This is a genomic window from Pseudomonas sp. REST10 (genome assembly GCF_029542605.1).
Classification (GTDB): Bacteria; Pseudomonadota; Gammaproteobacteria; order Pseudomonadales; family Pseudomonadaceae; genus Aquipseudomonas; species Aquipseudomonas khazarica.
This window is the reverse complement of the sequence record NZ_CP035677.1, coordinates 4,821,770-4,846,129: the sequence shown is the minus strand read 5'-3', so window position 1 is coordinate 4,846,129 and position 24,360 is coordinate 4,821,770. Positions and strand designations below refer to the sequence as shown.

At 65.9% G+C, this 24,360-nt stretch carries 26 protein-coding genes; 17 read left to right on the top strand and 9 right to left on the bottom strand.

Annotated elements, in window-relative coordinates:
- Positions 1–60 precede the first annotated feature (60 nt).
- On the bottom strand, positions 61–642 hold the full coding sequence (locus EWH21_RS22905) for a DUF6436 domain-containing protein (protein WP_277699409.1): 582 nt from the start codon (positions 640–642) through the stop codon (positions 61–63).
- Between the two features lie 125 nt (positions 643–767).
- Between EWH21_RS22905 and EWH21_RS22900 the strand changes: the two genes are divergently transcribed.
- Complete coding sequence (locus EWH21_RS22900; protein ID WP_277699408.1) at positions 768–1,709, top strand: alpha/beta hydrolase; 942 nt, start codon at positions 768–770, stop codon at positions 1,707–1,709.
- Here the strand turns inward: EWH21_RS22900 and EWH21_RS22895 are convergent.
- Complete coding sequence (locus EWH21_RS22895; protein ID WP_277699407.1) at positions 1,706–2,473, bottom strand: hypothetical protein; 768 nt, start codon at positions 2,471–2,473, stop codon at positions 1,706–1,708. The two genes, EWH21_RS22900 and EWH21_RS22895, sit on opposite strands and share 4 nt — an antisense overlap.
- A 124-nt stretch (positions 2,474–2,597) precedes the next feature.
- On the opposite strand from EWH21_RS22895, the gene EWH21_RS22890 reads away from it, so the two are divergent.
- The gene (locus tag EWH21_RS22890) at positions 2,598–3,221 is read left to right on the top strand and encodes a 2OG-Fe(II) oxygenase (RefSeq protein ID WP_277699406.1); all 624 of its coding nucleotides are present in this window, start codon (positions 2,598–2,600) and stop codon (positions 3,219–3,221) included.
- 55 nt (positions 3,222–3,276) lie between these two features.
- On the opposite strand, the gene EWH21_RS22885 is transcribed toward EWH21_RS22890, so the two are convergent.
- Complete coding sequence (locus EWH21_RS22885) at positions 3,277–3,813, bottom strand: DUF6160 family protein (protein WP_277699405.1); 537 nt, start codon at positions 3,811–3,813, stop codon at positions 3,277–3,279.
- A gap of 199 nt (positions 3,814–4,012) precedes the next feature.
- On the opposite strand from EWH21_RS22885, the gene EWH21_RS22880 reads away from it, so the two are divergent.
- Complete coding sequence (locus EWH21_RS22880) at positions 4,013–4,507, top strand: DUF523 domain-containing protein (RefSeq protein WP_277699404.1); 495 nt, start codon at positions 4,013–4,015, stop codon at positions 4,505–4,507.
- A gap of 72 nt (positions 4,508–4,579) precedes the next feature.
- Here the strand turns inward: EWH21_RS22880 and serA are convergent, their stop codons facing one another.
- Positions 4,580–5,809 carry a phosphoglycerate dehydrogenase gene (gene serA, locus EWH21_RS22875; protein ID WP_037055255.1) on the bottom strand — a complete coding sequence of 410 codons (1,230 nt, stop codon included), beginning with the start codon at positions 5,807–5,809 and terminating at the stop codon, positions 4,580–4,582.
- Positions 5,810–5,991: 182 nt separating this feature from the next.
- Between serA and EWH21_RS22870 the strand changes: the two genes are divergently transcribed.
- The 5 genes from EWH21_RS22870 (at position 5,992) to EWH21_RS22850 (ending at position 10,659) form a co-directional block, all read left to right on the top strand.
- Positions 5,992–7,383, top strand: coding sequence for an FAD-binding oxidoreductase (locus EWH21_RS22870; RefSeq protein ID WP_037055252.1), 1,392 nt, complete (start codon positions 5,992–5,994; stop codon positions 7,381–7,383).
- A 123-nt stretch (positions 7,384–7,506) separates the two neighbouring features.
- Positions 7,507–8,172, top strand: coding sequence for a fumarylacetoacetate hydrolase family protein (locus EWH21_RS22865; RefSeq protein WP_277699403.1), 666 nt, complete (start codon positions 7,507–7,509; stop codon positions 8,170–8,172).
- A gap of 134 nt (positions 8,173–8,306) precedes the next feature.
- Entirely contained in the window at positions 8,307–9,233 is a 927-nt protein-coding gene (locus EWH21_RS22860) for an SdiA-regulated domain-containing protein (protein ID WP_175254171.1), read from the top strand.
- A gap of 92 nt (positions 9,234–9,325) precedes the next feature.
- The gene (locus EWH21_RS22855; protein ID WP_277699402.1) at positions 9,326–9,673 is read left to right on the top strand and encodes a NirD/YgiW/YdeI family stress tolerance protein; all 348 of its coding nucleotides are present in this window, start codon (positions 9,326–9,328) and stop codon (positions 9,671–9,673) included.
- Positions 9,674–9,744: 71 nt separating this feature from the next.
- Positions 9,745–10,659: an SdiA-regulated domain-containing protein gene (locus EWH21_RS22850; RefSeq protein WP_047584790.1), complete on the top strand. Its 915-nt coding sequence runs from the start codon at positions 9,745–9,747 to the stop codon at positions 10,657–10,659.
- Here EWH21_RS22850 and EWH21_RS22845 read toward each other — a convergent pair.
- Positions 10,656–10,991, bottom strand: a complete 336-nt coding sequence (locus EWH21_RS22845; RefSeq protein ID WP_277699401.1) for a YegP family protein — start codon at positions 10,989–10,991, stop codon at positions 10,656–10,658. The two genes, EWH21_RS22850 and EWH21_RS22845, sit on opposite strands and share 4 nt — an antisense overlap.
- A 106-nt stretch (positions 10,992–11,097) precedes the next feature.
- A complete protein-coding gene (cadR, locus tag EWH21_RS22840) occupies positions 11,098–11,550 on the bottom strand; it encodes a Cd(II)/Pb(II)-responsive transcriptional regulator (RefSeq protein WP_037055241.1) in 453 nt (150 codons plus the stop codon).
- 80 nt (positions 11,551–11,630) lie between these two features.
- Between cadR and EWH21_RS22835 the strand changes: the two genes are divergently transcribed.
- Positions 11,631–13,853, top strand: coding sequence for a heavy metal translocating P-type ATPase (locus tag EWH21_RS22835; RefSeq protein WP_277699400.1), 2,223 nt, complete (start codon positions 11,631–11,633; stop codon positions 13,851–13,853).
- A gap of 11 nt (positions 13,854–13,864) precedes the next feature.
- Positions 13,865–14,212, top strand: a complete 348-nt coding sequence (locus EWH21_RS22830) for a DUF3703 domain-containing protein (protein WP_277699399.1) — start codon at positions 13,865–13,867, stop codon at positions 14,210–14,212.
- Positions 14,213–14,290: 78 nt separating this feature from the next.
- Here EWH21_RS22830 and rpiA read toward each other — a convergent pair whose 3' ends face one another.
- Positions 14,291–14,962 carry a ribose-5-phosphate isomerase RpiA gene (gene rpiA, locus EWH21_RS22825; protein ID WP_277699398.1) on the bottom strand — a complete coding sequence of 224 codons (672 nt, stop codon included), beginning with the start codon at positions 14,960–14,962 and terminating at the stop codon, positions 14,291–14,293.
- A gap of 162 nt (positions 14,963–15,124) precedes the next feature.
- On the opposite strand from rpiA, the gene ilvA reads away from it, so the two are divergent.
- A complete protein-coding gene (gene ilvA / locus EWH21_RS22820; protein WP_047584800.1) occupies positions 15,125–16,639 on the top strand; it encodes a threonine ammonia-lyase, biosynthetic in 1,515 nt (504 codons plus the stop codon).
- 82 nt (positions 16,640–16,721) lie between these two features.
- Positions 16,722–17,162: a DUF2269 domain-containing protein gene (locus tag EWH21_RS22815; RefSeq protein WP_277699397.1), complete on the top strand. Its 441-nt coding sequence runs from the start codon at positions 16,722–16,724 to the stop codon at positions 17,160–17,162.
- Positions 17,163–17,258: 96 nt separating this feature from the next.
- On the opposite strand, the gene EWH21_RS22810 is transcribed toward EWH21_RS22815, so the two are convergent.
- Complete coding sequence (locus EWH21_RS22810) at positions 17,259–17,912, bottom strand: HAD family hydrolase (RefSeq protein ID WP_037055220.1); 654 nt, start codon at positions 17,910–17,912, stop codon at positions 17,259–17,261.
- 285 nt (positions 17,913–18,197) lie between these two features.
- On the opposite strand from EWH21_RS22810, the gene EWH21_RS22805 reads away from it, so the two are divergent.
- On the top strand, positions 18,198–18,677 hold the full coding sequence (locus EWH21_RS22805) for an RNA pyrophosphohydrolase (RefSeq protein WP_021445072.1): 480 nt from the start codon (positions 18,198–18,200) through the stop codon (positions 18,675–18,677).
- 18 nt (positions 18,678–18,695) lie between these two features.
- Positions 18,696–20,975 (top strand): phosphoenolpyruvate--protein phosphotransferase, encoded by a 2,280-nt coding sequence (gene ptsP / locus EWH21_RS22800; protein WP_037055218.1) that lies wholly within the window; start codon positions 18,696–18,698, stop codon positions 20,973–20,975.
- 84 nt (positions 20,976–21,059) lie between these two features.
- Here ptsP and EWH21_RS22795 read toward each other — a convergent pair whose 3' ends face one another.
- Complete coding sequence (locus tag EWH21_RS22795; protein ID WP_277699396.1) at positions 21,060–21,803, bottom strand: NRDE family protein; 744 nt, start codon at positions 21,801–21,803, stop codon at positions 21,060–21,062.
- A 128-nt stretch (positions 21,804–21,931) separates the two neighbouring features.
- Between EWH21_RS22795 and EWH21_RS22790 the strand changes: the two genes are divergently transcribed.
- Genes EWH21_RS22790 through EWH21_RS22780 form a run of 3 tightly spaced genes read left to right on the top strand, consistent with a single transcriptional unit; the run spans position 21,932 to position 24,319 of the window.
- Complete coding sequence (locus EWH21_RS22790) at positions 21,932–22,714, top strand: sulfite exporter TauE/SafE family protein (RefSeq protein WP_037055213.1); 783 nt, start codon at positions 21,932–21,934, stop codon at positions 22,712–22,714.
- Between the two features lie 10 nt (positions 22,715–22,724).
- Positions 22,725–23,525, top strand: coding sequence for a prolipoprotein diacylglyceryl transferase (gene lgt, locus EWH21_RS22785; protein WP_277699395.1), 801 nt, complete (start codon positions 22,725–22,727; stop codon positions 23,523–23,525).
- Positions 23,525–24,319, top strand: coding sequence for a thymidylate synthase (locus tag EWH21_RS22780; protein WP_037055209.1), 795 nt, complete (start codon positions 23,525–23,527; stop codon positions 24,317–24,319). Before lgt ends, EWH21_RS22780 begins: the two co-directional genes overlap by 1 nt.
- Positions 24,320–24,360: the final 41 nt, after the last annotated feature.

Below are 24,360 nucleotides of genomic sequence, written 5' to 3'. Positions count from 1 at the left end.
CGCTGATGCAAGCTGGCTTGGCGGTCGACGTTCTGGTGGCGGCGTAACCCACCCTGCAGGTCAGTCGTTGCTTGCTTCGGCCCATTCGCAGAAGCACCCGACCGCCAGTGTGTTGCTGGCGTCGACCTTGCGCCCGGCCTCCAGGGCTTCGAGTATGGGCTCGATGAAGCTGTTGCTGGAGTTGCACACCAGCCCTTCGCTGTAGGGGCCGAAGTAGGCCAGCTGGCCCTGGCGGTCCCAGATCGCCACCGCCGGGCTGGCGGGCAGCTCGGCGCTGCCTGGCATCTCGTCGATCGGTTGCAGCGCCGCCAGTTCGGCAGGCAGGCGACCCTGGCTGCCGGGCTTCTGTACCACGTGGAACTGTACGCCTCTGGGGGCGTAGTGCTCGATCAGCTCGGCCAGGTGCTGCTGGTTGCCGACGTTGCAGGGGCAGGCCGGGTCCCAGAAGTGCACCAGGCGAATCTCGCCAGGGCCGGACAGCGCTGCGGGCAGTTGCAGTGCGGCGCCGGAGAATACCGCCGCGCGCTCATCGAAGGTGCGCAGGTAGCGGGTCTCGAACCAGCGATAGGCCAGCAGCAGGCCGACCAGGCAGGCCAGGACGAACAGGGCGACGAGCAGGTTCTTGCGTGACAGGCGAGGCATGGTGCGGATCGCGACGAAAAAAGGGCGTGTAGCTTGCCACGATGCGCCGGGCAGCTGAATATCGCAGCATTCGAGGAGATGTCGACGGGATCGCCCCTGGCAACCTGCAACTTACGGAAAGCCTCATGTCTGAGCCGTTTCAACCCGAACAACTGCGCCCCCTGCTGCGACCCTTGGCCGCAGCGCGCCTGGACCTGCCGGCGCTACAGGCCTACCGCAGCTTCTATGGCCTGGATCTGGGCGGTCGCTACGCCGGGCTGGACAGCCGGCTCGGCAGCTTCAATGCCGCCGGCTATCAGATTGCCGTGCAACTCTGGGCACCGGCCGAGCCGCGTGCGACCGTGCTGCTGTTGCATGGCTACTACGACCACATGGGGCTCTATCGCCATGTGATCGATTGGGCGCTGGCCATGAATTTCGCCGTGCTGGCCTGCGACCTGCCCGGTCATGGCCTGTCCAGCGGGGCGCGGGCCAGCATCGGCGACTTCGCCGAGTATCAGCAGGTGCTCGCCGGTCTGTTCGGGCAGGCCGCCGAACTGGACCTGCCGCAGCCCTGGCACCTGTGTGGGCAGAGCACGGGTGGGGCGATTGCGCTGGACTACCTGTTGGCCGACGGCAAGCGGCCGGAACTGGGCCAGAGCATTCTGCTCGCGCCGCTGGTGCGGCCGCGTGCCTGGGGCTGGTCGAAGCTCAGCTACCGTCTGCTCAGCCCGTTCGTACGCGAGATTCCGCGGCGCTTCAGCGACAACTCCAGCGACGCGACCTTCATCGACTTCGTGCACAACCTCGACCCCTTGCAGCCGCGCAGCCTGCCGACCTCCTGGGTCGGCGCGCTCACCCAGTGGGTGCCGCGCATCGAGGCGGCCGGGCGCAGCCGGCACAGCCCGCTGATCGTGCAGGGCGAGCAGGACATGACGGTGGACTGGCACTACAACCTCGGGGTTCTGCAGGACAAGTTCCAGCAGCCGAGCATCCTGCGCCTGCCCGAAGCGCGTCATCACCTGGCCAACGAGAGCGAGGCGTTGCGGAAACGCTACTTCGACTTTCTCCGCGAGCGCCTGGCTTAGATGCCCTGCGGCGCCGGCTCCAGGTCGGCGCTGCTCATGCCCACGGCAAGGCCGGCGCGCAGGGCCTTGAGGGCGGCCAGGTAGTAGGCCTTGCCCGCTGCCGACTGGGCGAATTCGACGAACTGCTCCAGTTCGGGATCGCTCAGGTCGCGATAGACGTGCAGCAGGGTGTTGTCCAGGTCCTGTTCGATCTGCCCCATCAGCCGTTCCCGCTGGCCGTTGAGCAGGCCTTGCGCCTGACCGCCGCCGAGCAGGCCGGGGATCATCTGGCTGAGACTGTCGGCCGCCACGCCGGCGAGCGCCAGGCTGACCTCGGCTCCGGCTTCCTTGGCCGGCAGTGCCTGGGCCAGGTGCCGGATCAGCAGGCGGCGGGTGGCGTCGGCCTCGGTGCGCGGCAGGCCGTTGGCGTACTTGGCCAGTTGATCGCTGCGCGTGGCCAGTTGTTCGGCGGCGACGATCTTGCGCCCCAGTTCGCCCTGGAAGAAGGTCAGCGCCGGTTGCGGGTCGGCCAGCTCCATGCGCAGGGCATGCTGGGCGCGCTGATCGATGGCGGTGGCGGCGAAGCGGCGGTTGCTGTTGTCCACCAGCGCCTGATAGACCGCTGGCGGCAGGGTGCTGCGGTAGCGTTGCTGGGCGGCATCGAGGGCCTGGTTGAAGTGTTCACGCTGTTGCGGCCAGCCGGCGGCCTGGTACAGGCGCAGATGTTCATCGGCCAGGGCCGGCAGAGCCAGGCCGATCAGCAACAGGGCAAACAAAACGCGCATCGAGAAACTCCTTGGCAAACTATCCTGGCCGGCTGCATGGCCCTGCGGCCGGCTATTTTCGGTGGCTGGCGGGGGCTTGTCGAGCTATGTCTGGCGGGCCATCCGGCGCTGTACAATCGCCGTCATGAACGACATCGACCTGCAAGACCGCTTTGCCAACCTCATCGACGACCTCGCCAGCCAGGGCTGGTCGTTGCGGGAGCTTTTCGCCCCTGAGGTTCTGACCCGCGAACTGGCCGCAGAGTGCCGTAAGCGTGAGCACCGTGGTGAGCTGAGTGCTGCCAGCGTCGGTCGTGGTGACGTCCAGCAGGTGCAGGAAGGCATCCGCGGGGATCGTATCCAGTGGCTGGAGCCGGGGCAGAGCGCCGCGTGCGACCAGTATCTGCAACTGATGGACGAGCTGCGCCTGACCCTCAACCGGGAGTTGTTCCTCGGGCTCGAGGACTTCGAGTGCCACTTCGCCTATTATGAGCCGGGGGCTTTCTACCTGCGCCATCTCGATCGCTTCCGTGACGACGATCGGCGCACGGTGTCGGCGGCGTTCTACCTCAATGACGACTGGCAGGCCGAGCAGGGTGGCGCGCTGCGCCTGTACCTGCATGACGGCCGTGAGCATGACGTCATGCCGCAGGCAGGCACCCTGGCGCTGTTCCTGTCCGGTGACATGCCCCATGAGGTGCTGCCGGCCAGCCGTGAACGCCTGTCGCTGACCGGCTGGTTCAGGCGCCGCAGCACGGACGTGCTCTGAGTCGACGGGCCGCCAGACGAGTCCCCTGGCGGGGCGCAGCGGCTTGCCGGGGCGTTCAGTGCCCCCAGACCTTGATGGTGCCGTTGATGTCGCGCAGGTCGCGCACGGCGACGTTGCCGATGCTGTTGTCGCCGATGTACAGGTCGCTGGCCACGCGGGCGCGGATCACCAGCTTGCCCAGCGGGCCGAGTTGTTGGTTGATCGCGGTCAGGTTGGGCAGCTTAAGCTGTAGCTGGCTCTGGCCGCCGCTGCCCTTGACCACATCCACTTCCAGGGTCGGCACCTCTATGCCCAGGGCCGGAATGCTGGCGCCAAGCTGGGCCGGGCCGAGGACGTAGCCGTCGCAATCGACAGGGGTGAGGCAGCCGTTGTCGATCTTCACGTTGCGCAGCGACAGGCTGCCGCCGTCGTCCTGCCAGCGTACTTCGTCGATGCGCGCCATCAGGTCGAGGCGGATGGTGATGCCGGCCTGGCCGCTGATCTGGCTCAGGCTTTCGTCCTCCAGTGCGCGCAGGTCGGCCTGGGCGAAAGGGGCAAACAATACCGCGTGACACAGCAGCGGCAGGACAAGCGTACGAAGTGCGATGGACATGAACGGGAACCTCCCTGGTTGGCCGCGCAAGTCTGGTTTGGCGCCGCCTGCCGCGCCATGGGCTAGCGCCGTTTCCCGCCGAAGGATAGGTCCGTGCGTCGCGTGAACAGCGGCCAGCAGGCCCTTTGCCGAACCCCTCGGCCTGGGCTGACAAGGGTGTTACCGCTGGTTACTCTGGTGGCAGCAAAGGAGAGAGTCGATGCAGAAGATCCTGGTCAGTCGCTGCCTGCTCGGACATCGCGTGCGCTATGACGGAGGTACCCATGGCCCCTTCGATCAGTTGCAGCGATGGCTGGACGAGGGGCGCGTAGTGGCATTGTGTCCGGAGGTGGCGGGTGGTCTGCCGACCCCGCGCGCACCGGCGGAAATCCGTGGCGGTCGTGGCGGTGCGGTGCTGGACGGTGAGCTGGCGGTGCTGACCGTCGAGGGCGAGGATGTCACCGCCGCGTTCGTCGACGGGGCCGAGCAGGCGCTGGCGCTGGTGCGTGAGCATGGCATCCGCCTGGCCCTGCTCAAGGCGCGGAGCCCGTCGTGCGGCAACCTGGAGAACTATGACGGCAGCTTCAGCGGCGTGCGGGTGGCGGGGGAAGGCGTCACGGCGGCCTTGCTGAAGCGCGCCGGGGTGAAGGTATTCAATGAAACGCAGCTGGACAAGGCGAGGGCCGAGCTGGTGCGGCTGGAGGCGTCCCGCTAGAACGGGCCGGCGTGGCGTGCGCGCAATGAAAAAGGGAGGCCGAGGCCTCCCTTCTTGCTGGCTGCGGCGTGCTTAGAACAGTACGCGGCTGCGGATGGTGCCGTTGACGTGCTGCAGTTTTTCCAGCGCCAGGTCGGAGTACTCGGCGTCGACGTCGATCACCACGTAGCCGACCTTCTCGTTGGTCTGCAGGAACTGGCCGGAGATGTTGATGCCGTTGTCGGCGAACACCTTGTTGATTTCGCTCATCACGCCAGGGACGTTCTCGTGGATGTGCAGCAGGCGGTGCTTGCCCGGGTGTGCCGGCAGGGCCACTTCAGGGAAGTTGACCGAGGACACCGAGGTGCCGTTGTCGCTGTACTTGACCAGCTTCTCGGCGACTTCCAGGCCGATGTTGGCCTGCGCCTCGGCGGTGGAACCACCGATGTGCGGGGTCAGGATCACGCGGTCCAGGCCACGCAGCGGGCTGGCGAACTCCTCGTCGTTGGACTTGGGCTCGACCGGGAACACGTCGATGGCGGCGCCGATCAGGTGCTCGTCCTTGATGGCATTGGCCAGATGGTCCAGCTCGACCACGGTGCCGCGTGCCGCGTTGATCAGGATGCCGCCCTTCTTCATGGCGCGGATTTCCTTCTCGCCGATCATCCACTGGGTGGAGGGCAGTTCCGGCACGTGCAGCGAGACGATGTCGCACAGACCCAGCAGCTCGTACAGATCGCCGATCTGCGTGGCGTTGCCCAGCGGCAGCTTGGTCACGGTGTCGTAGAAAAACACCTGCATGCCCAGTGCCTCGGCGAGGACCGAGAGCTGGGTGCCGATGGAGCCGTAGCCGACGATACCCAACTTCTTGCCGCGGATTTCGAAGGAGTTGGCCGCCGACTTGATCCAGCCACCGCGATGGCAGGAGGCATTCTTCTCGGGGATGCCGCGCAGCAGCAGGATGGCCTCGGCCAGCACCAGTTCGGCGACCGAGCGGGTGTTGGAATAGGGGGCGTTGAACACGGCGATACCGCGCTCGCGGGCCGCGTCCAGGTCGACCTGGTTGGTGCCGATGCAGAAGCAGCCGACGGCGACCAGTTTCTTCGCACAGTCGAAGACCTCGGCGGTCAACTGGGTGCGTGAACGGATCCCGATGAAGTGGGCGTCGGCGATCTTCTCTTTCAGCTCCTCACCCGACAGGGCCGTCTTGAGGTACTCGATGTTGGTGTAGCCGGCGGCCTTCAACGTGTCCACGGCGTTCTGGTGAACGCCTTCGAGAAGAAGGAACTTGATCTTGCTCTTGTCGAGAGAGGTCTTGCTCATCGGAGTACCTGTTGTCCCACGGGATGTTTTCAGGGAAGGGCTGAGAGGCTCAGCCAACGCCCGCGGATCGCTGCGTCGCTCGATTCACGGGGGGCGTATGCTAGCATGTTCGCCATTTTCAATGCTCGGTTGCGACCTGAATGGTTCTCAGGGCGACCATGAATCCTTTGAGAGTTCACGTGATGACTACCGCGGCCCAGATCGAAGAACTGAAGACGCTGGTCGAGTCCGGCAAGGTGCTGACCGATGCCGACGCGCTGCAGACCTACGGCAAGGACTGGACCAAGCAGTACACCCCAGCCCCTTCGGCCATCGTGTTTCCCAAGACTACCGAGCAGGTCCAGGCCATCGTGCGCTGGGCCAATCAGCACAGGATCGCCCTGGTCCCGTCCGGTGGCCGTACCGGCCTGTCCGCCGCCGCCGTGGCCGCCCATGGCGAGGTGGTGGTGTCCTTCGACTACATGAACCGCATCGTCGAATTCAACGAGTACGACCGCACCGTGGTCTGCCAGCCGGGCGTGGTGACCAAGCAACTGCAGCTGTTCGCCGAGGAGCAGGGCCTGTACTACCCGGTGGACTTCGCCTCCTCGGGTTCCAGCCAGATTGGCGGCAACATCGGCACCAATGCCGGCGGTATCAAGGTGATTCGCTACGGCATGACGCGCAACTGGGTCGCCGGCCTGAAGGTCGTCACCGGCAGCGGCGAGCTGCTCGAACTCAACCGTGACCTGATCAAGAACGCCACCGGTTACGACTTGCGCCAGCTGTTCATCGGCGCCGAGGGCACCCTGGGCTTCGTCGTCGAAGCCACCATGCGCCTGGAGCGCGCGCCGAAGAACCTCACCGCGATGGTCCTCGGCACACCCGACTTCGACTCGATCATGCCGGTGCTGCATGCCTTCCAGGGCAAGCTCGACCTGACCGCGTTCGAGTTCTTCTCCGACAAGTGTCTGGACAAGATCCTCGCCCGTGGCGACGTGCCGGCGCCGTTCGAGAGTCGCACGCCGTTCTATGCCCTGCTGGAGTTCGAGGCGCTCAACGAGGACGTGGCCAACGGGGCCCTGGCCACCTTCGAGCATTGCGTCGAGCAGGGCTGGGTCCTCGACGGCGTGATGAGCCAGAGCCAGCAGCAGCTGGAAAACCTGTGGAAGCTGCGCGAGTACATCTCCGAGACCATCAGCCACTTCACGCCGTACAAGAACGACATTTCCGTCACGGTCGGCCAGGTGCCGTCGTTCCTCAGGGACATCGACGACATCGTCTCGGCCAACTACCCGGACTTCGACGTGCTCTGGTACGGCCATATCGGCGACGGCAACCTGCACCTGAACATCCTCAAGCCCGAGGCGCTGGGCAAGGAAGACTTCTTCGCCAGGTGCGCGGTGGTCAACAAGTGGGTGTTCGAGATCGTCGAGAAGTACAACGGCTCGATCAGCGCCGAGCACGGCGTCGGCATGACCAAGCGCGATTACCTGCAGTACAGCCGTTCCGAGGCGGAAATCGCCTGCATGAAGGCGATCAAGGCGGTGTTCGATCCCAACGGGATCATGAACCCCGGCAAGATCTTCGCCTGACCCGAACGCCCATCCACACGATGGGCGTTTTCGTATGCCGTGCAGGCCGCCCCGAGCTTGGTTAATGTACGACCTCTGGCCACAAGCCAGGCATCCACGAACAACAACACACAGGAGTCGGTGATGAGCTATCAGCACCAGTACGTCGACGGAACCACCGTCCACTTTCCCCTTGGCAAGGTCGTCTGCATCGGCCGCAACTACGCGGAGCACGCCAGGGAGCTGAACAACCCGGTACCCAGCGAACCGCTGCTGTTCATCAAGCCGGGCTCCTGCGTGGTTCCTCTCGACGATGGCTTCAGCATCCCCGAGGAGCGTGGTTCGGTGCACTATGAGGCGGAGATCGCCGTGCTGATCGGCAAGCCTCTGTCGAAGAAGCCGGATGCCGAGGAAGTGCGCGATGCGATCAGCGGGTTCGCCCCGGCACTGGACCTGACCCTGCGTGACGTCCAGGCCAAGCTCAAGGAGAAAGGCTACCCCTGGGAAGTCGCCAAGAGCTTCGACGGTGCCTGCGTGCTGGCGCCGTTCGTGCCGGGCGACGCCATCGAGGACCTGGCCGACATCGGCATTCGCCTGGAGATCAACGGCGAGACCCGTCAGGACGGCAACAGCCGTGACATGCTCAACCCCATCCTGTCGATGATCCAGCACATGGCCGGGCACTTCTCCCTGCAGCCGGGCGATGTGATCCTGACCGGTACGCCGGTTGGTGTCGGCGCACTGAACAAGGGTGACGAACTGGTGCTGGAGCTGGTCGGTCACAGTCGTTTCACCAGCCGCGTGCTATAAGGCTTCGGCACGCACTGTCGAGCCGGGTCCCGCTGCGGCCCGCTCGCCAGTGCGTGAGCGGGTTGCGCCCTGGCCGGTGCAACTTCTGGCGACAGTGGACGTCGTATCGTTCCCATGCAGTCGAGTAGTCGCCGATGTCCTCATCCTTCCCGCGTATTCGCCGCCAGGGCCTTTGCCTGGCGGCCCTGGCGTTCGTGGCGCTGGGCGCTCTGGTACTCACCCAGCATTGGGATGATCGTGCCCGGCTCTGGCTGCAGGAGCGCTCCACGCCCCTGGTCGATCGCCTGGCCAGCGTGTGGCTGCCGGGCTACCGCGCGGTGATCCAGGCCAAGGCCCTGAGCGGTCTGGACAAGGATGAGACCTCCGGGCTGACCTACAACCCGGCGACCAGGACCCTGTTCACCGTCACAGGCAAGCATCCCCTGCTGGTGGAGCTGTCGCTTCAGGGCGAGATTCTGCGGCGCATCGAGCTGAAAGGCTTCGCCAACCCGGAAGGCGTCGAGGTGATGGACAACGGCCTGATGGGCATCGTCGACGAACGTCGCCGTCAGCTCACCACCTTTACCCTGAAGGACGATGATCTGGCGCTCGATGCCGCCGGTCTTGCCGGCTTCGACCTGGGCTTCGCCGATGCCGGCAACAAGGGCTTCGAAGGGCTGGGTTGGGATTCGCGCAGCCACAGCGTGATCCTGGGCAAGGAGCGTGGGCCGCTGGGCCTGTTCAGCTTGCCGTTCCCGGGCGAGGACGGCAGCGTCGGGGCGCTGCAGCCCCTGGCGGCGCAGCATCTCGGGTTGCGCGACATCTCCTCGCTGAGTGTCGACGGGCGTACCGGCCATCTGCTGGTGCTGTCCGATGAGTCGCGCATGCTGCTGGAAGTGGATCGTGCCGGCAGGCCGGTCAGCTTTCTCAGCCTCAATGGCGGCCTCAACGGGCTGGAGGACGGGATCGAGCAGGCCGAGGGCGTGGCCATGGACGAGGACGGCAACATCTATATCGTCGCCGAACCCAACCTGTTCTACGTGTTCAGCAAGCCCGCCGCGAAGGCTGGCCGAGCGGGGTGACGGATTAAGCTTGGCTTAAGCGCCGATTCAGTCTGGCTTCAGCTAGCGGCACTAATCTGACCCCGTCACTTACGAACAACGAGGTTCACGCCATGAAACGTACCGCTCTCGCCCTGATGGTCCTGCCGCTGCTCAGCACTGCCGCTTTCGCCACCGGCTACACCGGCCCCGGCTCCACGCCGCAGGTCACCACCGTCTCCGCCGCGCTGCAGGCTGCCGACGATACCCAGGTGGTGCTGGAAGGGCAGATCGTCAAGCGTCTGCAGGATGAGCTCTATGAATTCAAGGACGCCACCGGCACCATTCAGGTCGAGATCGACGACGAAGACTGGCCGGCCCAGAAGGTCTCGGAAACCGCCAAGGTGCGCCTGACCGGTGAAGTCGACAAGGACTTCAACAGCCGTGAGATCGACGTCGACCGGGTCGAGCTGATCAACTGATCGTGACGTTCTGCATGCCCGCCGCAGCAATGCTGTGGCGGGCTTTTCCGTGGTCGTAAGAGAAAACCGCCATGCGCCGCCTGCTTTCCATCAACCCCTGGCTCTACCTGCTGCTGTTCGTCCTGCTGGGCGGTGCCGTGCTGGCCCAGCAGTACCGGCTGTTCGAGCGCGCCTGGTTCTCGGTGCAGGAATGGCAGCATGGCGCGCAGTGGCGCGAGCAGTCGCTGTGGCTCGGCGACTACCGGGTGGTGATCGAGGCCAGGCCCATCGCCGATATCCGCGACGTCTCGGCACTGACCTACGATCCGGACCGGCGCAGCCTGTTCAGCGTCACCAACAAGCCGGCCAGGGTGATCGAGCTGAACCTGCAGGGCGAGCTCCTGCGCACGATCGATCTGCAGGGGTTCGGCGATCCCGAGGCCATCGAGTACGTGGGACCTGGCACCTACGTGATCGCCGACGAGCGCGAGCAGCGTCTGGTCAAGGTGCGGATCGACGATGACACCGCGGTGCTCGACGCCGCCGACTTCCAGCAGCTGTCACTGGGCATCGGGCGCAACGGCAACAAGGGCTTCGAGGGGCTGGCCTACGACGCGCAGGGCCAGCGTTTGCTGGTGGCCAAGGAGCGTGACCCGGTGCGGATCTTCGAAGTGCTGGGTTTCCCGCACATCGACGAGAGCAAGCCGCTGGCGTTGCAGGTCAACACCGACCCGAAACGCGACGCGCGCCTGTTCGTCCGTGACCTGTCGAGCCTGGATTTCGATTCGGCCACCGGCCACCTGCTGGCCTTGTCCGACGAATCGCGGCTGGTGATCGAACTGAATGCGGCAGGTGAGCCGGTCAGCACCCTGTCGCTGCTGCGCGGCCAGCATGGCCTGCAGCACGGCGTGCCGCAGGCCGAGGGCATCGCTTCGGACCAGGCGGGCAATCTCTACCTGATCAGCGAGCCCAATCTCTTCTACCTGTTCAGGAAGCCGGCAGACTAGGCGCTCTGGTCGTCCGTCTCGGCGCCGGGTGCGTTGTTCTGCACGGACTCGATGCCGCCTTTGCAGGCCGAGGCGCTGCTGTACATCTGGCTTTGCCCGACGACCTGGCCGTTGGTGGCCTTGAGCACGAAATAGTTTTTGTCGTTACTCGAGATCTTGGTCTCGAACGCCCCTTCGCGCTGGGCATTCTTCTTGACCGAGTCGATGCCGTTGAGTGCCGAGTCCTTGGCCTTGTACATCTCGCTGCTGAGAATGACCTGGCCATTGCCGGCCAGCAGATTGAAATAGAACTGGCCGTCTTTGGCCTTCTTCAGTTCGAACTTTCCAGACATGCGTATCTTCCTCTGGGAACCGGTGACATACCGTGGGTGTTGCGCTGTGCAGAGCAAGCCTAGCCCAGTTCCCGCGATATGCGCGGATCGCTCGCGGTCGACAGGCTCAGTGCGAGTGGCTCTTGCCTACGTGGGTGTGGCCGTCATCCGGCAGCGGCTGCACGCCGCCGCTGGCGTTGAGCTGGCGCAGGATGCCGCAGTCCTCGGCCTCCTGCGGGCCGTTGCAGCGGTCACGCAGCTCGCTCAACTGGTCGCGCAACGCGAGCAGGCTGTTGATGCGCGCTTCCACGTGCTCGATGTGTTCGTCCACCAGGCTGTTGATGCCGGCGCAGCTCTCGTGGGGCAGGTCGCGCAGGGACAGCAGGCGCTGGATCTCGTCCAGCGTCATGTCCAGCGTGCGGCAGTTGCGGATGAACACCAGGCGCTCGAGGTGCTCGCTGCCGTACAGGCGATAGTTGCCTTCGCTCCGCGCGGGTGCCGGCAACAGGCCCTCGCGCTCGTAGTAGCGGACCGTCTCGACCTGGCAGCCGGCCTTCTTCGCCAATTCGCCAATCTTCATGCGCAAGCCTCCTTTGGGGGTTGACCCTATAGTGACTACAGGGTGTGTACTCGGCAACAGTCACTTGAAGGAGAGTTGCCATGAGTCGTTGTTGCGACCATTCGCCCGAACCGTCACCCGTTCGTCATGAGCACGACCACGATCATGCCGGGCATGAGCACGGCGCCGCACAGTCGTCGTTCTCCGACGAACCGCTGGCCGGGGCGGTCAATACGCGCATCCGCATCGAGCAGATGGATTGCCCCACGGAAGAACGCCTGATCCGCGATGCGCTGGGGCGTCTGCCCGGTGTGGCGGGGCTGCAGTTCAACCTGCTGCAGCGGGTGCTGACCGTCAGCCATGACGACGGTGCGCTGGCCCAGGTGTTGCCGGCCATTCGCGGCCTGGGCTTCACCCCGCAGCTGGAAGAGGACGATGCTGCGCAGGTGCAGGCCGCCGAACCCGTGAAGAAGTCCGCCTGGCCGCTGCTGCTGGCTGCTGTCGCGGCGACCGCCTCGGAGGGCGTGCACTTCGCGACGCTTGGGCCTGACTGGCTGGTGGCGCTGCTGGCCATCACCGCCATCGGCCTGTGTGGCCTGAGCACCTACAAGAAGGGCTGGATCGCCCTGAAGAACCGCAACCTCAACATCAATGCGCTGATGAGCATCGCTGTGACCGGTGCGGTGCTCATCGGTCAGTGGCCCGAGGCGGCGATGGTGATGGTGCTGTTCACCCTGGCCGAGCTGATCGAGGCGCGCTCGCTGGACCGGGCACGCAACGCCATTCGCGGGCTGATGGACCTGGCCCCGCCGCGCGCCACGGTCAGGCAGGCCGACGGCAGCTGGCAGGAGGTGGACGTGCAGGGCGTCGCCGTGGATGCGCTGGTGCGCGTGCGCCCCGGCGAGCGCATCAGTCTCGACGGTGAGGTGGTCGGCGGCAGCTCGACGGTCAACCAGGCGCCGATCACCGGAGAAAGCCTGCCGGTGGAGAAGCGCGTGGGCGATCCGCTGTTCGCTGGCACCATCAACGAAGCCGGTTCGCTGGAGTTCCGCGTAACGGCGGCGGCGCGCGATACCACGCTGGCGCGCATCATCCATGCGGTGGAGGAGGCGCAGGGCTCGCGTGCACCGACCCAGCGTTTCGTCGACCAGTTCTCGCGCATCTACACCCCGGCGGTCTTCGCCTTCGCCCTGGCGGTCGCGGTGCTGCCGCCGCTGGTCATCGGCGGCGCCTGGCTCGACTGGATCTACCGCGCCCTGGTGTTGCTGGTGGTGGCCTGCCCCTGTGCGCTGGTGATCTCCACCCCGGTGACCATCGTCAGCGGTCTGGCCGCCGCCGCGCGCAAGGGCATCTTGGTCAAGGGCGGCGTGTACCTGGAGAACGGCCGTCATCTGGGCATGCTGGCGCTGGACAAGACCGGCACCCTGACCCACGGCAAGCCGGTGCAGACCGACAGCCTCCACTTGCTGGAGGCGGAGCAGCCGCTGCACGCCGTGTGGGCGGCGAGCCTGGCCGCACGTTCCGATCACCCGGTGTCGCGGGCGCTGGCCCTGCACGCCGAGGAGCAGGGGCGGGTGCTGCGCGAGGTCGAGGCGTTCGCGGCACTGCCGGGGCGGGGCACCCAGGGGGTGGTCGACGGTACCCTGCTGTACCTGGGCAATCACCGTCTGGTCGAAGACCTCGGGCTCTGCTCGGCGCAGCTGGAAGAGCGCCTGGAAACCCTGGAACGGCAGGGCAAGAGCGTGGTGGTGCTGTGCGACGAGCAGCGCGCGCTGATGCTCTTCGCCGTGGCCGATACGGTGCGCCAGAGCAGCCGCGAGGCGGTCGGTGAGCTGCACGAACTGGGCGTGCGTACCTGCATGCTCACCGGCGACAACGCCCACACTGCCGCCGCCATCGCCGAGCAGGTCGGTGTCGATGAGGCGCGTGGCGACCTGCTGCCGGCGGACAAGCTGGCCTGGGTCGAGGCGCGGCAGGCGCAGGGCAAGGTGGTCGGCATGGTCGGCGACGGCATCAACGACGCACCGGCGCTGGCCAGGGCGGAGATTGGCTTCGCCATGGGCGCCGCCGGAACCGACACCGCCATCGAGACGGCGGATGTCGCCCTGATGGACGACGATCTGCGCAAGATTCCCGCATTCGTCCGCCTGTCGCGGCAGACTCACGCGATTCTGCTGCAGAACATCGTGCTGGCGCTGGGTATCAAGGCGATCTTCCTGGGCATGACCCTGGCGGGCGAGGCGACCATGTGGATGGCGGTGTTCGCCGACATGGGGGTGAGCCTGATGGTGGTGTTCAACGGCCTGCGCCTGCTGAGCAAATGAGGACATCGAGGATGAACGAGAACTGGCAACTGGCCGTCGACGAGGCCTTCGCCCAGGCCCGGGGTGCCCTGGCCGGCGCGCGGGCTGCCGAGGCACTGCCCTGGCTGGAGCGTGCGCATGTCCTGACCCAGCGTCGTCCCTGGCTGCATGCCCGTGCGCACTGGCTGATGCTGCGCGCCGGTTGGCAGCTGGGTGATGTGCGCGAGGTGCTGGGGCAGCTGCCGCGCATCCTGGCGGCGTTGCTGTTCTCGCGCCTCTGGGTACCGCTCGGCAACAGCGGGCGGGCGCGGGTCAGTGCGTTCAAGCCGATGCCGCTCAGCGCGGAGCTGCGTCGCCTGCTGGATCAGGCGACGCCGTAGCCCGGATGCAATCCGGGGGTGTCCGACGCGTCTGCCCCGGATGTCATGCGGGCCACGATCGAAGCACCTGCTGGCGCCTCAGGGCTTGAGCGTCTTCACGCCTTCGGCGGTGCCGAGCAGCAGCAGGTCGGCCGGGCGGGCGGCGAACAGGCCATTGGTGACCACGCCGACGATGGCGTTGATATCGGCTTCCAGCTTCACCGGATCGGTGATCGACATGTTGTGCACGTCGAGGATGATGTTGCCGTTGTCGGTCAGCACGCCTTCGCGGTACACCGGGTCGCCGCCGAGCTTGACCAGTTCGCGGGCCACGTGGCTGCGCGCCATGGGGATGACTTCCACCGGCAGCGGGAAGACGCCCAGCACCGGCACCAGCTTGCTGGCGTCGGCGATGCAGATGAAGGTCTTGGCCACGGCCGCGACGATCTTCTCGCGGGTCAGGGCGGCGCCACCGCCCTTGATCAGGTTGAGGTGCTCGTCGCTCTCGTCGGCACCGTCGACGTAGAACTCCAGGTCACTGACGGCGTTGAGGTCGTAGACCGGGATGCCGTGACCCTTCAGGCGGGCAGCGGTGGCTTCCGAGCTGGCCACGGCGCCGTCGAAGTCCATCTTGTGCTTGGCCAGTGCGTCGATGAAGAAGTTGGCGGTGGAGCCGGTGCCGACGCCGACGATGCTCTTGCTGTCGAGGCGGGGAAGAATGTGGTCGACGGCGGCCTGGGCCACGGCCTGTTTCAGCTGATCCTGGTTCATCGCGGGTCTGTGCCTGGGAGTGAGGGAGACTTGAGGCGCGAATTATAGCCGCAAGTGCTGCGCCGACGGGGGCAAAACCCGCGTGTTTCGTATGGTCGCCCGGCGCGGCGCTGGGGTAGACTCGGCAGTCCCTTCCCAAGCCCGAACGCCTGCGAAATCGCCATGCTCGAACAGTACGTGAAGAAGACCCTCACCTCGCGCGTCTATGACGTCGCGGTGGAAACCCCGCTGCAACCCGCCCGTCAGCTCAGCGAGCGACTGGGCAGCCAGATTCTGCTCAAGCGCGAGGATCTGCAGCCGGTGTACTCGTTCAAGATTCGTGGCGCCTACAACAAGCTGGCGCAGCTGTCGCCGGAGGAGCTGGCACGCGGCGTGGTCACCGCCTCGGCAGGCAACCATGCGCAGGGCCTGGCCCTGGCCGCCAAGCACATGGGCGTCAAGGCCACCATCGTCATGCCGCGCACCACGCCGGAGCTGAAGGTGCAGGGCGTGCGCTCGCGGGGTGGCAAGGTGGTGCTGCACGGCGACGCCTTCCCCGAGGCGCTGGCCCATTCGCTGAAGCTGGTGGAGGAGAAGGGCTACACCTACATCCATCCCTACGACGACCCGCTGGTGATCGCCGGGCAGGGCACCGTGGCCATGGAGGTGCTGCGTCAGCACCAGGGGCATATCGATGCCATCTTCGTACCGGTCGGCGGCGGCGGTCTGATCGCCGGTATCGCGGCCTACGTGAAGTACCTGCGCCCGGAGATCAAGGTGATCGGCGTCGAGCCGGACGACTCCAACTGCCTGCAGGCGGCGCTGGCCGCCGGCGAGCGCGTGGTGCTGCCGACGGTCGGGCTGTTCGCCGATGGTGTGGCGGTGGCGCAGATCGGCCAGCACACCTTCGACATCTGCAAGGATCACGTCGACGAGGTGATCACCGTCAGCACCGATGAGATCTGTGCGGCGATCAAGGACATCTACGACGATACCCGCTCGATCACCGAGCCTGCCGGTGCGCTGGCCGTGGCCGGGATCAAGAAGTACGTCGAGCGCGAGGGCGCCAAGGGGGCGGTGCTGGTGGGCATCGACTCCGGCGCCAACGTCAACTTCGACCGCTTGCGCCACGTCGCCGAGCGCGCCGAGCTGGGCGAGAAGCGCGAGGCGATCATCGCCGTGACCATCCCCGAGCAGCCGGGCAGCTTCAAGGCCTTCTGCGAGGCGGTGGGCAAGCGCCAGATCACCGAGTTCAACTACCGCTATCACACCGACCGCGAGGCGCACATCTTCGTCGGCGTGCAGACCCATCCGGAGAACGATCCGCGCCAGGCGCTGGTCGAGGGCCTGCGTGCGCAGGGCTTCCCGGTGCTGGACCTGACCGACAACGAACTGGCCAAGCTGCACATCCGCCACATGGTCGGCGGTCATTCGGCCGGGGTGAGCAACGAGATGGTGCTGCGCTTCGAGTTCCCCGAGCGGCCGGGCGCGCTGTTCAACTTCCTGCAGAAGCTGGGTGGGCGCTGGAACATCTCGATGTTTCACTATCGCAACCATGGCGCCGCCGACGGTCGCGTGGTGGCTGGCCTGCAGGTGCCTGACGATGAGCGGCACCTGGTTCCGGCAGCCCTGGACGCCATCGGCTATCCCTACTGGGACGAGAGCGAAAACCCCGCTTATCGCCTGTTTCTCGGCTGATACTTTCGAACCCGTAGGGCGGGGGTAACCCGCCGGAGCGCGTTGGCGGGTTGCACCCGCCCTACCTAAAAAGGAAGCCTCGATGGAGCACTATCTGCTGGTTCGTATTCTTCACAGCGCCCCTGGCGTGTTGCTGCTGCTCGGCCTGATCGCGCACGCGTTCATGCTGTTCAAGGCGCAGCGCGGCGGTGATGCCGCCGTGCTGGCGCGCAAGCTGCGCGTGACCCTGTTGTTCAGCCTGCCTGCCTTTGCCGTGCTGGCGCTGAGCCTGCCGCTCAGTGGCTACTGGCTGGTGAACGCCGCCGGCTGGCCGCTGGGGCAGACCTGGCTGCTGCTGGGCAGCATCCTCTATGGCGTGATGATGCTGCTCGGCTTGCTGCTGGCCGGGCGTCTGGCCGTCTGGCGCGCGCTGGGCGATGCGCCAGCGCCCACTTCGCTGAAGCGCCTGTGCCTGATCTATGCCGGGCTGATTCTCGTGCTGCTGATCGCCATCATGGCGCTGATGGGCGCCAAGCCCGTCTGAGCAGAGTGGCCCGGATTGCATCCGGGCTACACGGCTGCGGCTGGCGATGGCCTCCGTAGGAGCGGCTCCAGCCGCGAAGCCAGCTTCAGTCCGTACTCAGCGCAGCGAGATCACCGGCCAGCCACGCTCGCTGGCGGTGGCGCGCAGCACGTCGTCCGGGTCCACGGCCACCGGGTTGGCCACGGCCTCCAGCAGCGGCAGGTCGTTGCGCGAATCACTGTAGAAATAGGCGCCGTCCAGGCTGTGGCCCGTCTCGCTCAGCCAGGCGTTCAAGCGGGTCACCTTGCCGCCCTGGTAGCAGGGGGTGCCGGTGATCTGGCCGGTGTAGCGACCGTCCTGCATGCCGCACTCGGTGGCGATCAGGGTGTCCACGCCCAGACGCTCGGCGATGGGCGCGGTGACGAAGCGGTTGGTGGCGGTGATGATCACCAGCTTGTCACCGGCGGCGCGGTGTTCGGCCAGCAATGCCTCGCCCTTGGCCAGGATGATCGGCTCGATCACTTCGGCCATGAACTCGCGGTGCCACTGCGCCAGTTGTGCCATGTCGCTGCGCCCGAGAATCGCCTGGCTGAAGTTCTGGTAGGCCACCACGTCCAGCTTGCCGGCACAGTAGTCGGCGTAGAACGCGTCGTTGCGTGCCAGGTACTCGGCTGCATCGACCAGGCCGCGCTGGCAGACGAATTCGCCCCAGCTATGGTCGCTGTCACCGGCCAGCAGGGTGTTGTCGAGATCGAAAAGGGCCAAACGCACGATTCTGTACCTGTTCTTCAAAGGGATTAGGGGCGTCTGCAGCCTGCGGCGCTCGTCCCGGTCGGGGCGGAACCTGGCGAAAAATGTGCATGTACCGCTGGTACACAGCCTCTTTTCGACGGGCTTCGCCATGCCTGACGGCGCTCGCAGCCTCGTGAACACCCGCGTGGGGCGCGCCAGAATAGCCGCTTTGGCCGGGCTTTCCCACTGCCGCCAAACCCGCGTTGCTGCTGGACTCGGCTTTGTGGAACAATGCCGGAACTTGCGTGTACGAGGTTGCTTGCCGTGATCGACTCTGATGGTTTTCGCCCGAATGTCGGCATCATCCTGACCAATGATGTCGGCCAGGTGCTCTGGGCCAGGCGCATCAATCAGGATGCCTGGCAGTTTCCGCAAGGCGGCATCAATGATCGCGAATCGCCCGAAGAGGCGTTGTACCGCGAACTCAATGAAGAAGTCGGGCTCGAAGAGCAGGATGTGAAGATACTCGCCTGCACCCGAGGCTGGTTGCGTTATCGTCTACCGCAGCGCCTGGTGCGCACGCACAGCCAGCCCCTGTGCATCGGGCAGAAGCAGAAGTGGTTCCTGCTGCGCCTGACCGGTGCCGAGGAGCGCGTACGCATGGACCTGACCGGTAAGCCCGAATTCGATGGCTGGCGCTGGGTCAGCTACTGGTACCCGCTGGGCCAGGTGGTCACATTCAAGCGCGAGGTCTATCGCCGCGCGCTCAAGGAACTCGCCCCGCGCCTGATAGTGCGCGACTGATACGGACCCCAATCGAGCATGCTCAATACGCTGCGCAAGATCGTCCAGGAAGTGAACGCCGCCAAGGATCTCAAGGCGGCGTTGTCGATCATTGTGCAGCGGGTCAAGGAAGCGATGGGCAGCCAGGTCTGCTCGGTCTATCTGCTCGACCCGGAAAGCAATCGCTTCGTCCTGATGTCCACCGAGGGCCTCAACAAGCGCTCCATCGGCAAGGTCAGCATGGCGCCCAACGAAGGCCTGGTCGGCCTCGTCGGTACCCGTGAGGAGCCGCTGAACCTCGAAGACGCCGCCAGCCACCCGCGTTATCGCTACTTCGCCGAAACCGGCGAGGAACGCTTCGCCTCCTTCCTCGGTGCGCCGATCATCCACCATCGCCGGGTCATGGGCGTACTGGTGGTGCAGCAGAAGGAGCGTCGCCAGTTCGACGAAGGCGAGGAAGCCTTCCTGGTGACCATGAGCGCCCAGCTCGCCGGCGTGATCGCCCACGCCGAGGCCACTGGCTCGATTCGCGGCCTGGGGCGCCAGGGCAAGGGCGTGCAGGAGGCCAAGTTCGTCGGCGTGCCGGGTGCGCCGGGGGCAGCGGTGGGGACCGCTGTCGTGGTGCTGCCCCCGGCCGATCTGAATGTAGTACCGGACCGCAACGTCGATGACATCGACGCCGAACTGGCCTTGTTCGACAAGGCGCTGGGCTGGGTGCGCGAGGACATGCAGGAGCTGTCCGAGAAGCTCGCGACCCAGTTGCGCAAGGAAGAACGCGCGCTGTTCGATGTCTACCTGATGATGCTCGATGACGCCGCCCTGGGTAACGAGGTGCGCAAGGTCATCAAGAGTGGCCAGTGGGCGCAGGGCGCCCTGCGCCAGGTGGTGCTCGACCACGTCAAGCGCTTCGAGCTGATGGACGACGCCTACCTGCGTGAGCGCGCCTCCGACGTGCGCGACCTGGGCCGGCGTCTGCTCGCCTACCTGCAGGAAGAGCGCAAGACCTCGCTGGTCTACCCCGACAACACCATTCTGGTCAGCGAGGAGTTGTCGCCGGCGATGCTCGGCGAAGTGCCGGAAGGCAAGCTGGCCGGCCTGATCTCGGTGACCGGCTCGGGCAACTCCCATGTTGCCATCTTCGCTCGCGCCATGGGCATTCCCACGGTCATGGGCGTGGTCGACCTGCCGTATTCGAAGATCGACGGTATCAAGCTGATCGTCGATGGCTACCACGGCGAAGTCTTCACCAACCCCAGCGAGCTGCTGAGCAAGCAGTACGCCGATGTGGTCGAGGAGGAGCGCCAGCTCACCGAAGGGCTCGATGCCCTGCGCGCGCTGCCCTGCGAAACCCTCGACGGCCAGCGCATGCCGCTGTGGGTCAACACCGGCCTGCTCGCCGACGTCGCCCGCGCCCAGCAGCGCGGGGCCGAGGGCGTGGGCCTGTATCGCACCGAAGTGCCGTTCATGATCAACGAGCGCTTCCCCAGCGAGAAGGAGCAGCTGGCCACTTACCGTGAGCAGTTGCAGGCCTTCCATCCGCTGCCGGTGACCATGCGCACCCTGGACATCGGCGGGGACAAGGCGCTGTCCTATTTCCCGATCAAGGAAGAGAACCCCTTCCTTGGCTGGCGTGGCATCCGTGTGACCCTCGATCACCCGGAAATCTTCCTGGTGCAGACGCGTGCCATGCTCAAGGCCAGCGAGGGCCTGAACAACCTGCGCATCCTGTTGCCGATGATCTCCGGCACGCAGGAGCTGGAAGAGGCCTTGCACCTGATCCACCGTGCCTGGGGCGAGGTCCGTGACGAGGGCACCGATGTGCCGTTGCCGCCCATCGGCCTGATGATCGAGATTCCCGCCGCCGTCTACCAGACGCGCGAGCTGGCGCGCCAGGTGGACTTCCTCTCGGTCGGCTCCAACGACCTGACCCAGTACCTGCTGGCGGTCGACCGCAACAACCCGCGGGTGGCCGATCTCTACGACTTCCTCCACCCGGCGGTGCTGCAGGCCCTGCAGAAGGTGGTCAACGATGCGCATACCGAGGGCAAGCCGGTGAGCATCTGCGGCGAGATGGCCGGTGACCCGGCGGCGGCGGTGCTGCTGCTGGCCATGGGCTTTGACTCGCTGTCGATGAACGCCACCAACCTGCCCAAGGTGAAATGGCTGCTGCGCCAGATCACCCAGAGCAAGGCCAGGGAACTGCTGGGCCAGGTGATGAGCATGGACAACCCGCACCTGATCTACAGCACCCTGCATCTGGCGCTGCGCAACCTCGGCCTGGGTAGGGTGATCAACCCGGCGTCCAACATCCAGGCGTGAACGGCGCGCCTGCGGGCGCGTCATCCCTGGGCCTGATGCAATCCGGGACCACTGCGCACGGAAGCTCCCCGGATTGCATCCGGGCTACCTGCTTACCCTGACTTCGCCCAACACGGCGCCGTGCGGCCCGAAACTGCGTTCGACGATGCTCCAGTGCCCATCCTGACCAAGGTTCAGCACGGTGCTGGCGCGCGTGCCGTAGGCGGCGCTGGCGATGAACACGCTCGACAGCAGGCGCTCCGTGGCCAGGCCGATGCCGGTATCCGGTAGCAGGTGCTCCGCTGGCTGGCTGTGGTCGGCCAGCAGCGCCAGCAGCTCCTCGTCAGCGCTATCGAGACGCGCCTGCAGGGTGCTTCTGGCCAGCAGCAGTTTGGGCCAGGGGGTGTCCAGCCCGGCGTTGGACAGGCCGTAGACGCCGGCTTGCAGGCGATGCGCCTGCCTTTCCTGGGAGTTGAAGTACCAGAGCTGAGTCGCATCCCCGAGCAGCAGGTTGAAGCCGGCATAGTCGGCTGCCCGCGCCATCAGGGTTTCCAGGTAGGCCTGTGGCGCGGCCTGGCCGCGCAGGTAGTCGGCGGTCAGTTCGCCGCGCGAGCGCGGGCCGATCTTCTGCCCCGGGTCGCGGATATTGGTCAGGGCGGCGAAGCGGCCCTCGGCGGTGATGCCCAGCCAGGTCCCGCCGGCCTGCAGATCGCGCCCGGCGAATACGCCCGGGGCCTCCTGCCATTCACTCAGCGCGGCGCTGGGGCGCGCGTAGAATTCGTCGCGATTGGCTGCCAGGCGCAAGGGCATGGCGCCCTGCGGCTGCCAGGCGAAGACGATCAGGCACATGAGAGTTCCTCTGATGGCAGAGCCTGGCAGGCTAGCGAGCTGGGGGGAAAGCGGCAACCGTTCCGTCGATCCGTATGCCGCTGAGTGGGCATTTCCGCTACCATGCCGCTTTGTTTTCGGGGGTGTCGATGGAACTGCTGCTCTACCTGGTGCTCGGTGCGGCCGCCGGTGTGCTGGCCGGCCTGTTCGGCGTGGGCGGCGGCCTGATCATCGTGCCGGTACTGGTGTTCAGCTTCAGTTCGCAGGGCATGGCGCCGGAGATCCTCACCCACCTGGCGGTCGGCACGTCCCTGGCGACCATCGTCTTCACCTCGATCAACTCGCTGCTGGCGCATCACCGCATGGGTGCCGTGCGCTGGCCGCTGTTTCGCTGGCTGACCGGCGGCATTCTGCTGGGGGCGGCGCTGGGGGCCATGACCGCCGCGCTGATCCAGGGGCCGCTGCTGCAGAAGATCATCGGTACCTTCGCCATCGTCATCGCCGTGCAGATGGTGCTGGACCTGAAACCCAAGGCCAGCGGCGGTGTCCCAGGCAAGCCCACGCTGACGGTGGCGGGCGGGGTGATCGGCTGGGCTTCGGCGATCTTCGGTATCGGCGGTGGTTCGCTGACCGTGCCGTTCCTGGTCTGGCGCAGCGTGCCGATGCAGCAGGCTGTGGCGACTTCGGCGGCCTGCGGCCTGCCGATCGCCATCGCCGGGGCGCTGAGCTTCGTCTACACAGGCTGGAACGAAGCGGATCTGCCGCAGTGGAGCCTGGGCTTCGTCTATCTCCCGGCCTTGCTGGGGATCGCCGTGACCAGCATGTTCTTTGCCCGTATCGGCGCGCGCCTGGCACATCGCCTGTCGCCGCGTCTGCTCAAGCGACTGTTTGCCCTGCTGCTGTTCAGCGTGGGCCTGAGTTTTCTCATCTAAGGAGTCCTGGATGCTGCCTTATCCGCAGATCGACCCGGTGGCCATCGCCCTCGGTCCCCTGAAAATCCACTGGTACGGCCTGATGTACCTGATCGGCATCGGTGGCGCCTGGTGGCTGGCCTCGCGTCGTCTGGCACGCTTCGACGCGAGCTGGAACAAGGACAAGCTGTCCGACCTGGTGTTCTGGGTGGCCATGGGGGTGATCCTCGGCGGACGCCTCGGCTATGTGCTGTTCTACGACCTGTCCGCCTACCTCGCCGAGCCGGCGAAGATCCTGCGGGTCTGGGAGGGTGGCATGTCCTTCCATGGCGGCCTGATCGGGGTGATGCTGGCGACCTGGTGGTTCGGCAAGCGCAACGGCAAGAGTTTCTTCGAGCTGATGGACTTCATCGCGCCGCTGGTGCCGATCGGCCTCGGTGCCGGGCGTATCGGCAACTTCATCAACGCCGAGCTGTGGGGCAAGGCCAGTGACGTGCCCTGGGCGATGGTCTTCCCCACCGATCCGCAACAGTTGGCGCGGCACCCGTCGCAGCTGTACCAGTTCGCCCTGGAAGGCGTGGCGCTGTTCGTCATCCTCTGGTTCTACTCGCGCAAACCGCGTCCTACCATGGCCGTATCCGGGATGTTCGCCGCCTGTTACGGGGTGTTCCGCTTCATCGTCGAGTTCGTCCGCGTGCCGGATGCCCAGCTCGGCTACCTGGCCTGGGGCTGGCTGACCATGGGTCAGATCCTCTGCCTGCCGATGATCCTCGGCGGCATCGGCCTGATCGCCTACGCCTACAAGCGCCAGCCCGTACAAGGAGCCGCCTGATGAAACAGTACCTCGACCTGATGCGCCACGTGCGTGAGCACGGCACCTTCAAGGAAGACCGTACCGGCACGGGCACCTACAGCGTGTTCGGCTACCAGATGCGTTTCGATCTGGCCGACGGCTTCCCCATCGTCACCACCAAGAAGTGCCACCTGCGCTCGATCATCCACGAGCTGCTGTGGTTCCTCCAGGGCGACACCAACATCAAGTACCTCAAGGACAACGGCGTCAGCATCTGGGACGAGTGGGCCGACGAGAACGGCAACCTCGGCCCGGTCTACGGCTACCAGTGGCGCAGCTGGCCGGCGCCCAACGGCGAGTCCATCGACCAGATCAGCAAGCTGGTCGAGATGATCCGCAGCAACCCGGACTCGCGCCGTCTGATCGTCTCGGCCTGGAACCCGGCGCTGGTCGAGCAGATGGCGCTGCCGCCCTGCCACGCGCTGTTCCAGTTCTACGTCGCCGACGGCAAGCTGTCCTGCCAGCTCTACCAGCGCTCGGCGGACATCTTCCTCGGCGTGCCCTTCAACATCGCCAGCTACGCCCTGCTGACGCTGATGGTGGCGCAGGTCTGCGGCCTGCAGCCGGGCGAGTTCATTTGGACCGGCGGTGACTGCCACCTGTACGCCAATCACATCGAACAGACCGACCTGCAGCTGACCCGTCAGCCGCTGCCGCTGCCGAGCATGAAGCTGAACCCCGAGGTCAGGGACCTGCTGGCGTTCAGGTTCGAGGACTTCGAACTGGTCGGTTATGAGGCCCATCCGCACATCAAGGCGCCGGTCGCGGTCTGAGGCAGGCCCGCAGGCGGGGGCAATTTGCTACCCTTTTCCCT

Excerpts from the sequence above, each read along its gene's own strand:
- EWH21_RS22890 (WP_277699406.1), top strand. The coding sequence starts at position 2,598 with ATGAACGACATCGACCTGCAAGACCGCTTTGCCAACCTCATCGACGAC.
- serA (WP_037055255.1), bottom strand. The coding sequence starts at position 5,809 with ATGAGCAAGACCTCTCTCGACAAGAGCAAGATCAAGTTCCTTCTTCTC.
- EWH21_RS22885 (WP_277699405.1), bottom strand. The coding sequence starts at position 3,813 with ATGTCCATCGCACTTCGTACGCTTGTCCTGCCGCTGCTGTGTCACGCG.
- EWH21_RS22905 (WP_277699409.1), bottom strand. The coding sequence starts at position 642 with ATGCCTCGCCTGTCACGCAAGAACCTGCTCGTCGCCCTGTTCGTCCTG.
- cadR (WP_037055241.1), bottom strand. The coding sequence starts at position 11,550 with ATGAAGATTGGCGAATTGGCGAAGAAGGCCGGCTGCCAGGTCGAGACG.
- EWH21_RS22860 (WP_175254171.1), top strand. The coding sequence starts at position 8,307 with ATGTCCTCATCCTTCCCGCGTATTCGCCGCCAGGGCCTTTGCCTGGCG.
- EWH21_RS22900 (WP_277699408.1), top strand. The coding sequence starts at position 768 with ATGTCTGAGCCGTTTCAACCCGAACAACTGCGCCCCCTGCTGCGACCC.
- EWH21_RS22845 (WP_277699401.1), bottom strand. The coding sequence starts at position 10,991 with ATGTCTGGAAAGTTCGAACTGAAGAAGGCCAAAGACGGCCAGTTCTAT.
- EWH21_RS22850 (WP_047584790.1), top strand. The coding sequence starts at position 9,745 with ATGCGCCGCCTGCTTTCCATCAACCCCTGGCTCTACCTGCTGCTGTTC.
- lgt (WP_277699395.1), top strand. The coding sequence starts at position 22,725 with ATGCTGCCTTATCCGCAGATCGACCCGGTGGCCATCGCCCTCGGTCCC.
- rpiA (WP_277699398.1), bottom strand. The coding sequence starts at position 14,962 with ATGAACCAGGATCAGCTGAAACAGGCCGTGGCCCAGGCCGCCGTCGAC.
- EWH21_RS22880 (WP_277699404.1), top strand. The coding sequence starts at position 4,013 with ATGCAGAAGATCCTGGTCAGTCGCTGCCTGCTCGGACATCGCGTGCGC.
- EWH21_RS22795 (WP_277699396.1), bottom strand. The coding sequence starts at position 21,803 with ATGTGCCTGATCGTCTTCGCCTGGCAGCCGCAGGGCGCCATGCCCTTG.
- EWH21_RS22815 (WP_277699397.1), top strand. The coding sequence starts at position 16,722 with ATGGAGCACTATCTGCTGGTTCGTATTCTTCACAGCGCCCCTGGCGTG.
- ilvA (WP_047584800.1), top strand. The coding sequence starts at position 15,125 with ATGCTCGAACAGTACGTGAAGAAGACCCTCACCTCGCGCGTCTATGAC.
- EWH21_RS22870 (WP_037055252.1), top strand. The coding sequence starts at position 5,992 with ATGACTACCGCGGCCCAGATCGAAGAACTGAAGACGCTGGTCGAGTCC.
- EWH21_RS22780 (WP_037055209.1), top strand. The coding sequence starts at position 23,525 with ATGAAACAGTACCTCGACCTGATGCGCCACGTGCGTGAGCACGGCACC.
- EWH21_RS22865 (WP_277699403.1), top strand. The coding sequence starts at position 7,507 with ATGAGCTATCAGCACCAGTACGTCGACGGAACCACCGTCCACTTTCCC.
- ptsP (WP_037055218.1), top strand. The coding sequence starts at position 18,696 with ATGCTCAATACGCTGCGCAAGATCGTCCAGGAAGTGAACGCCGCCAAG.
- EWH21_RS22835 (WP_277699400.1), top strand. The coding sequence starts at position 11,631 with ATGAGTCGTTGTTGCGACCATTCGCCCGAACCGTCACCCGTTCGTCAT.
- EWH21_RS22855 (WP_277699402.1), top strand. The coding sequence starts at position 9,326 with ATGAAACGTACCGCTCTCGCCCTGATGGTCCTGCCGCTGCTCAGCACT.
- EWH21_RS22830 (WP_277699399.1), top strand. The coding sequence starts at position 13,865 with ATGAACGAGAACTGGCAACTGGCCGTCGACGAGGCCTTCGCCCAGGCC.
- EWH21_RS22895 (WP_277699407.1), bottom strand. The coding sequence starts at position 2,473 with ATGCGCGTTTTGTTTGCCCTGTTGCTGATCGGCCTGGCTCTGCCGGCC.
- EWH21_RS22790 (WP_037055213.1), top strand. The coding sequence starts at position 21,932 with ATGGAACTGCTGCTCTACCTGGTGCTCGGTGCGGCCGCCGGTGTGCTG.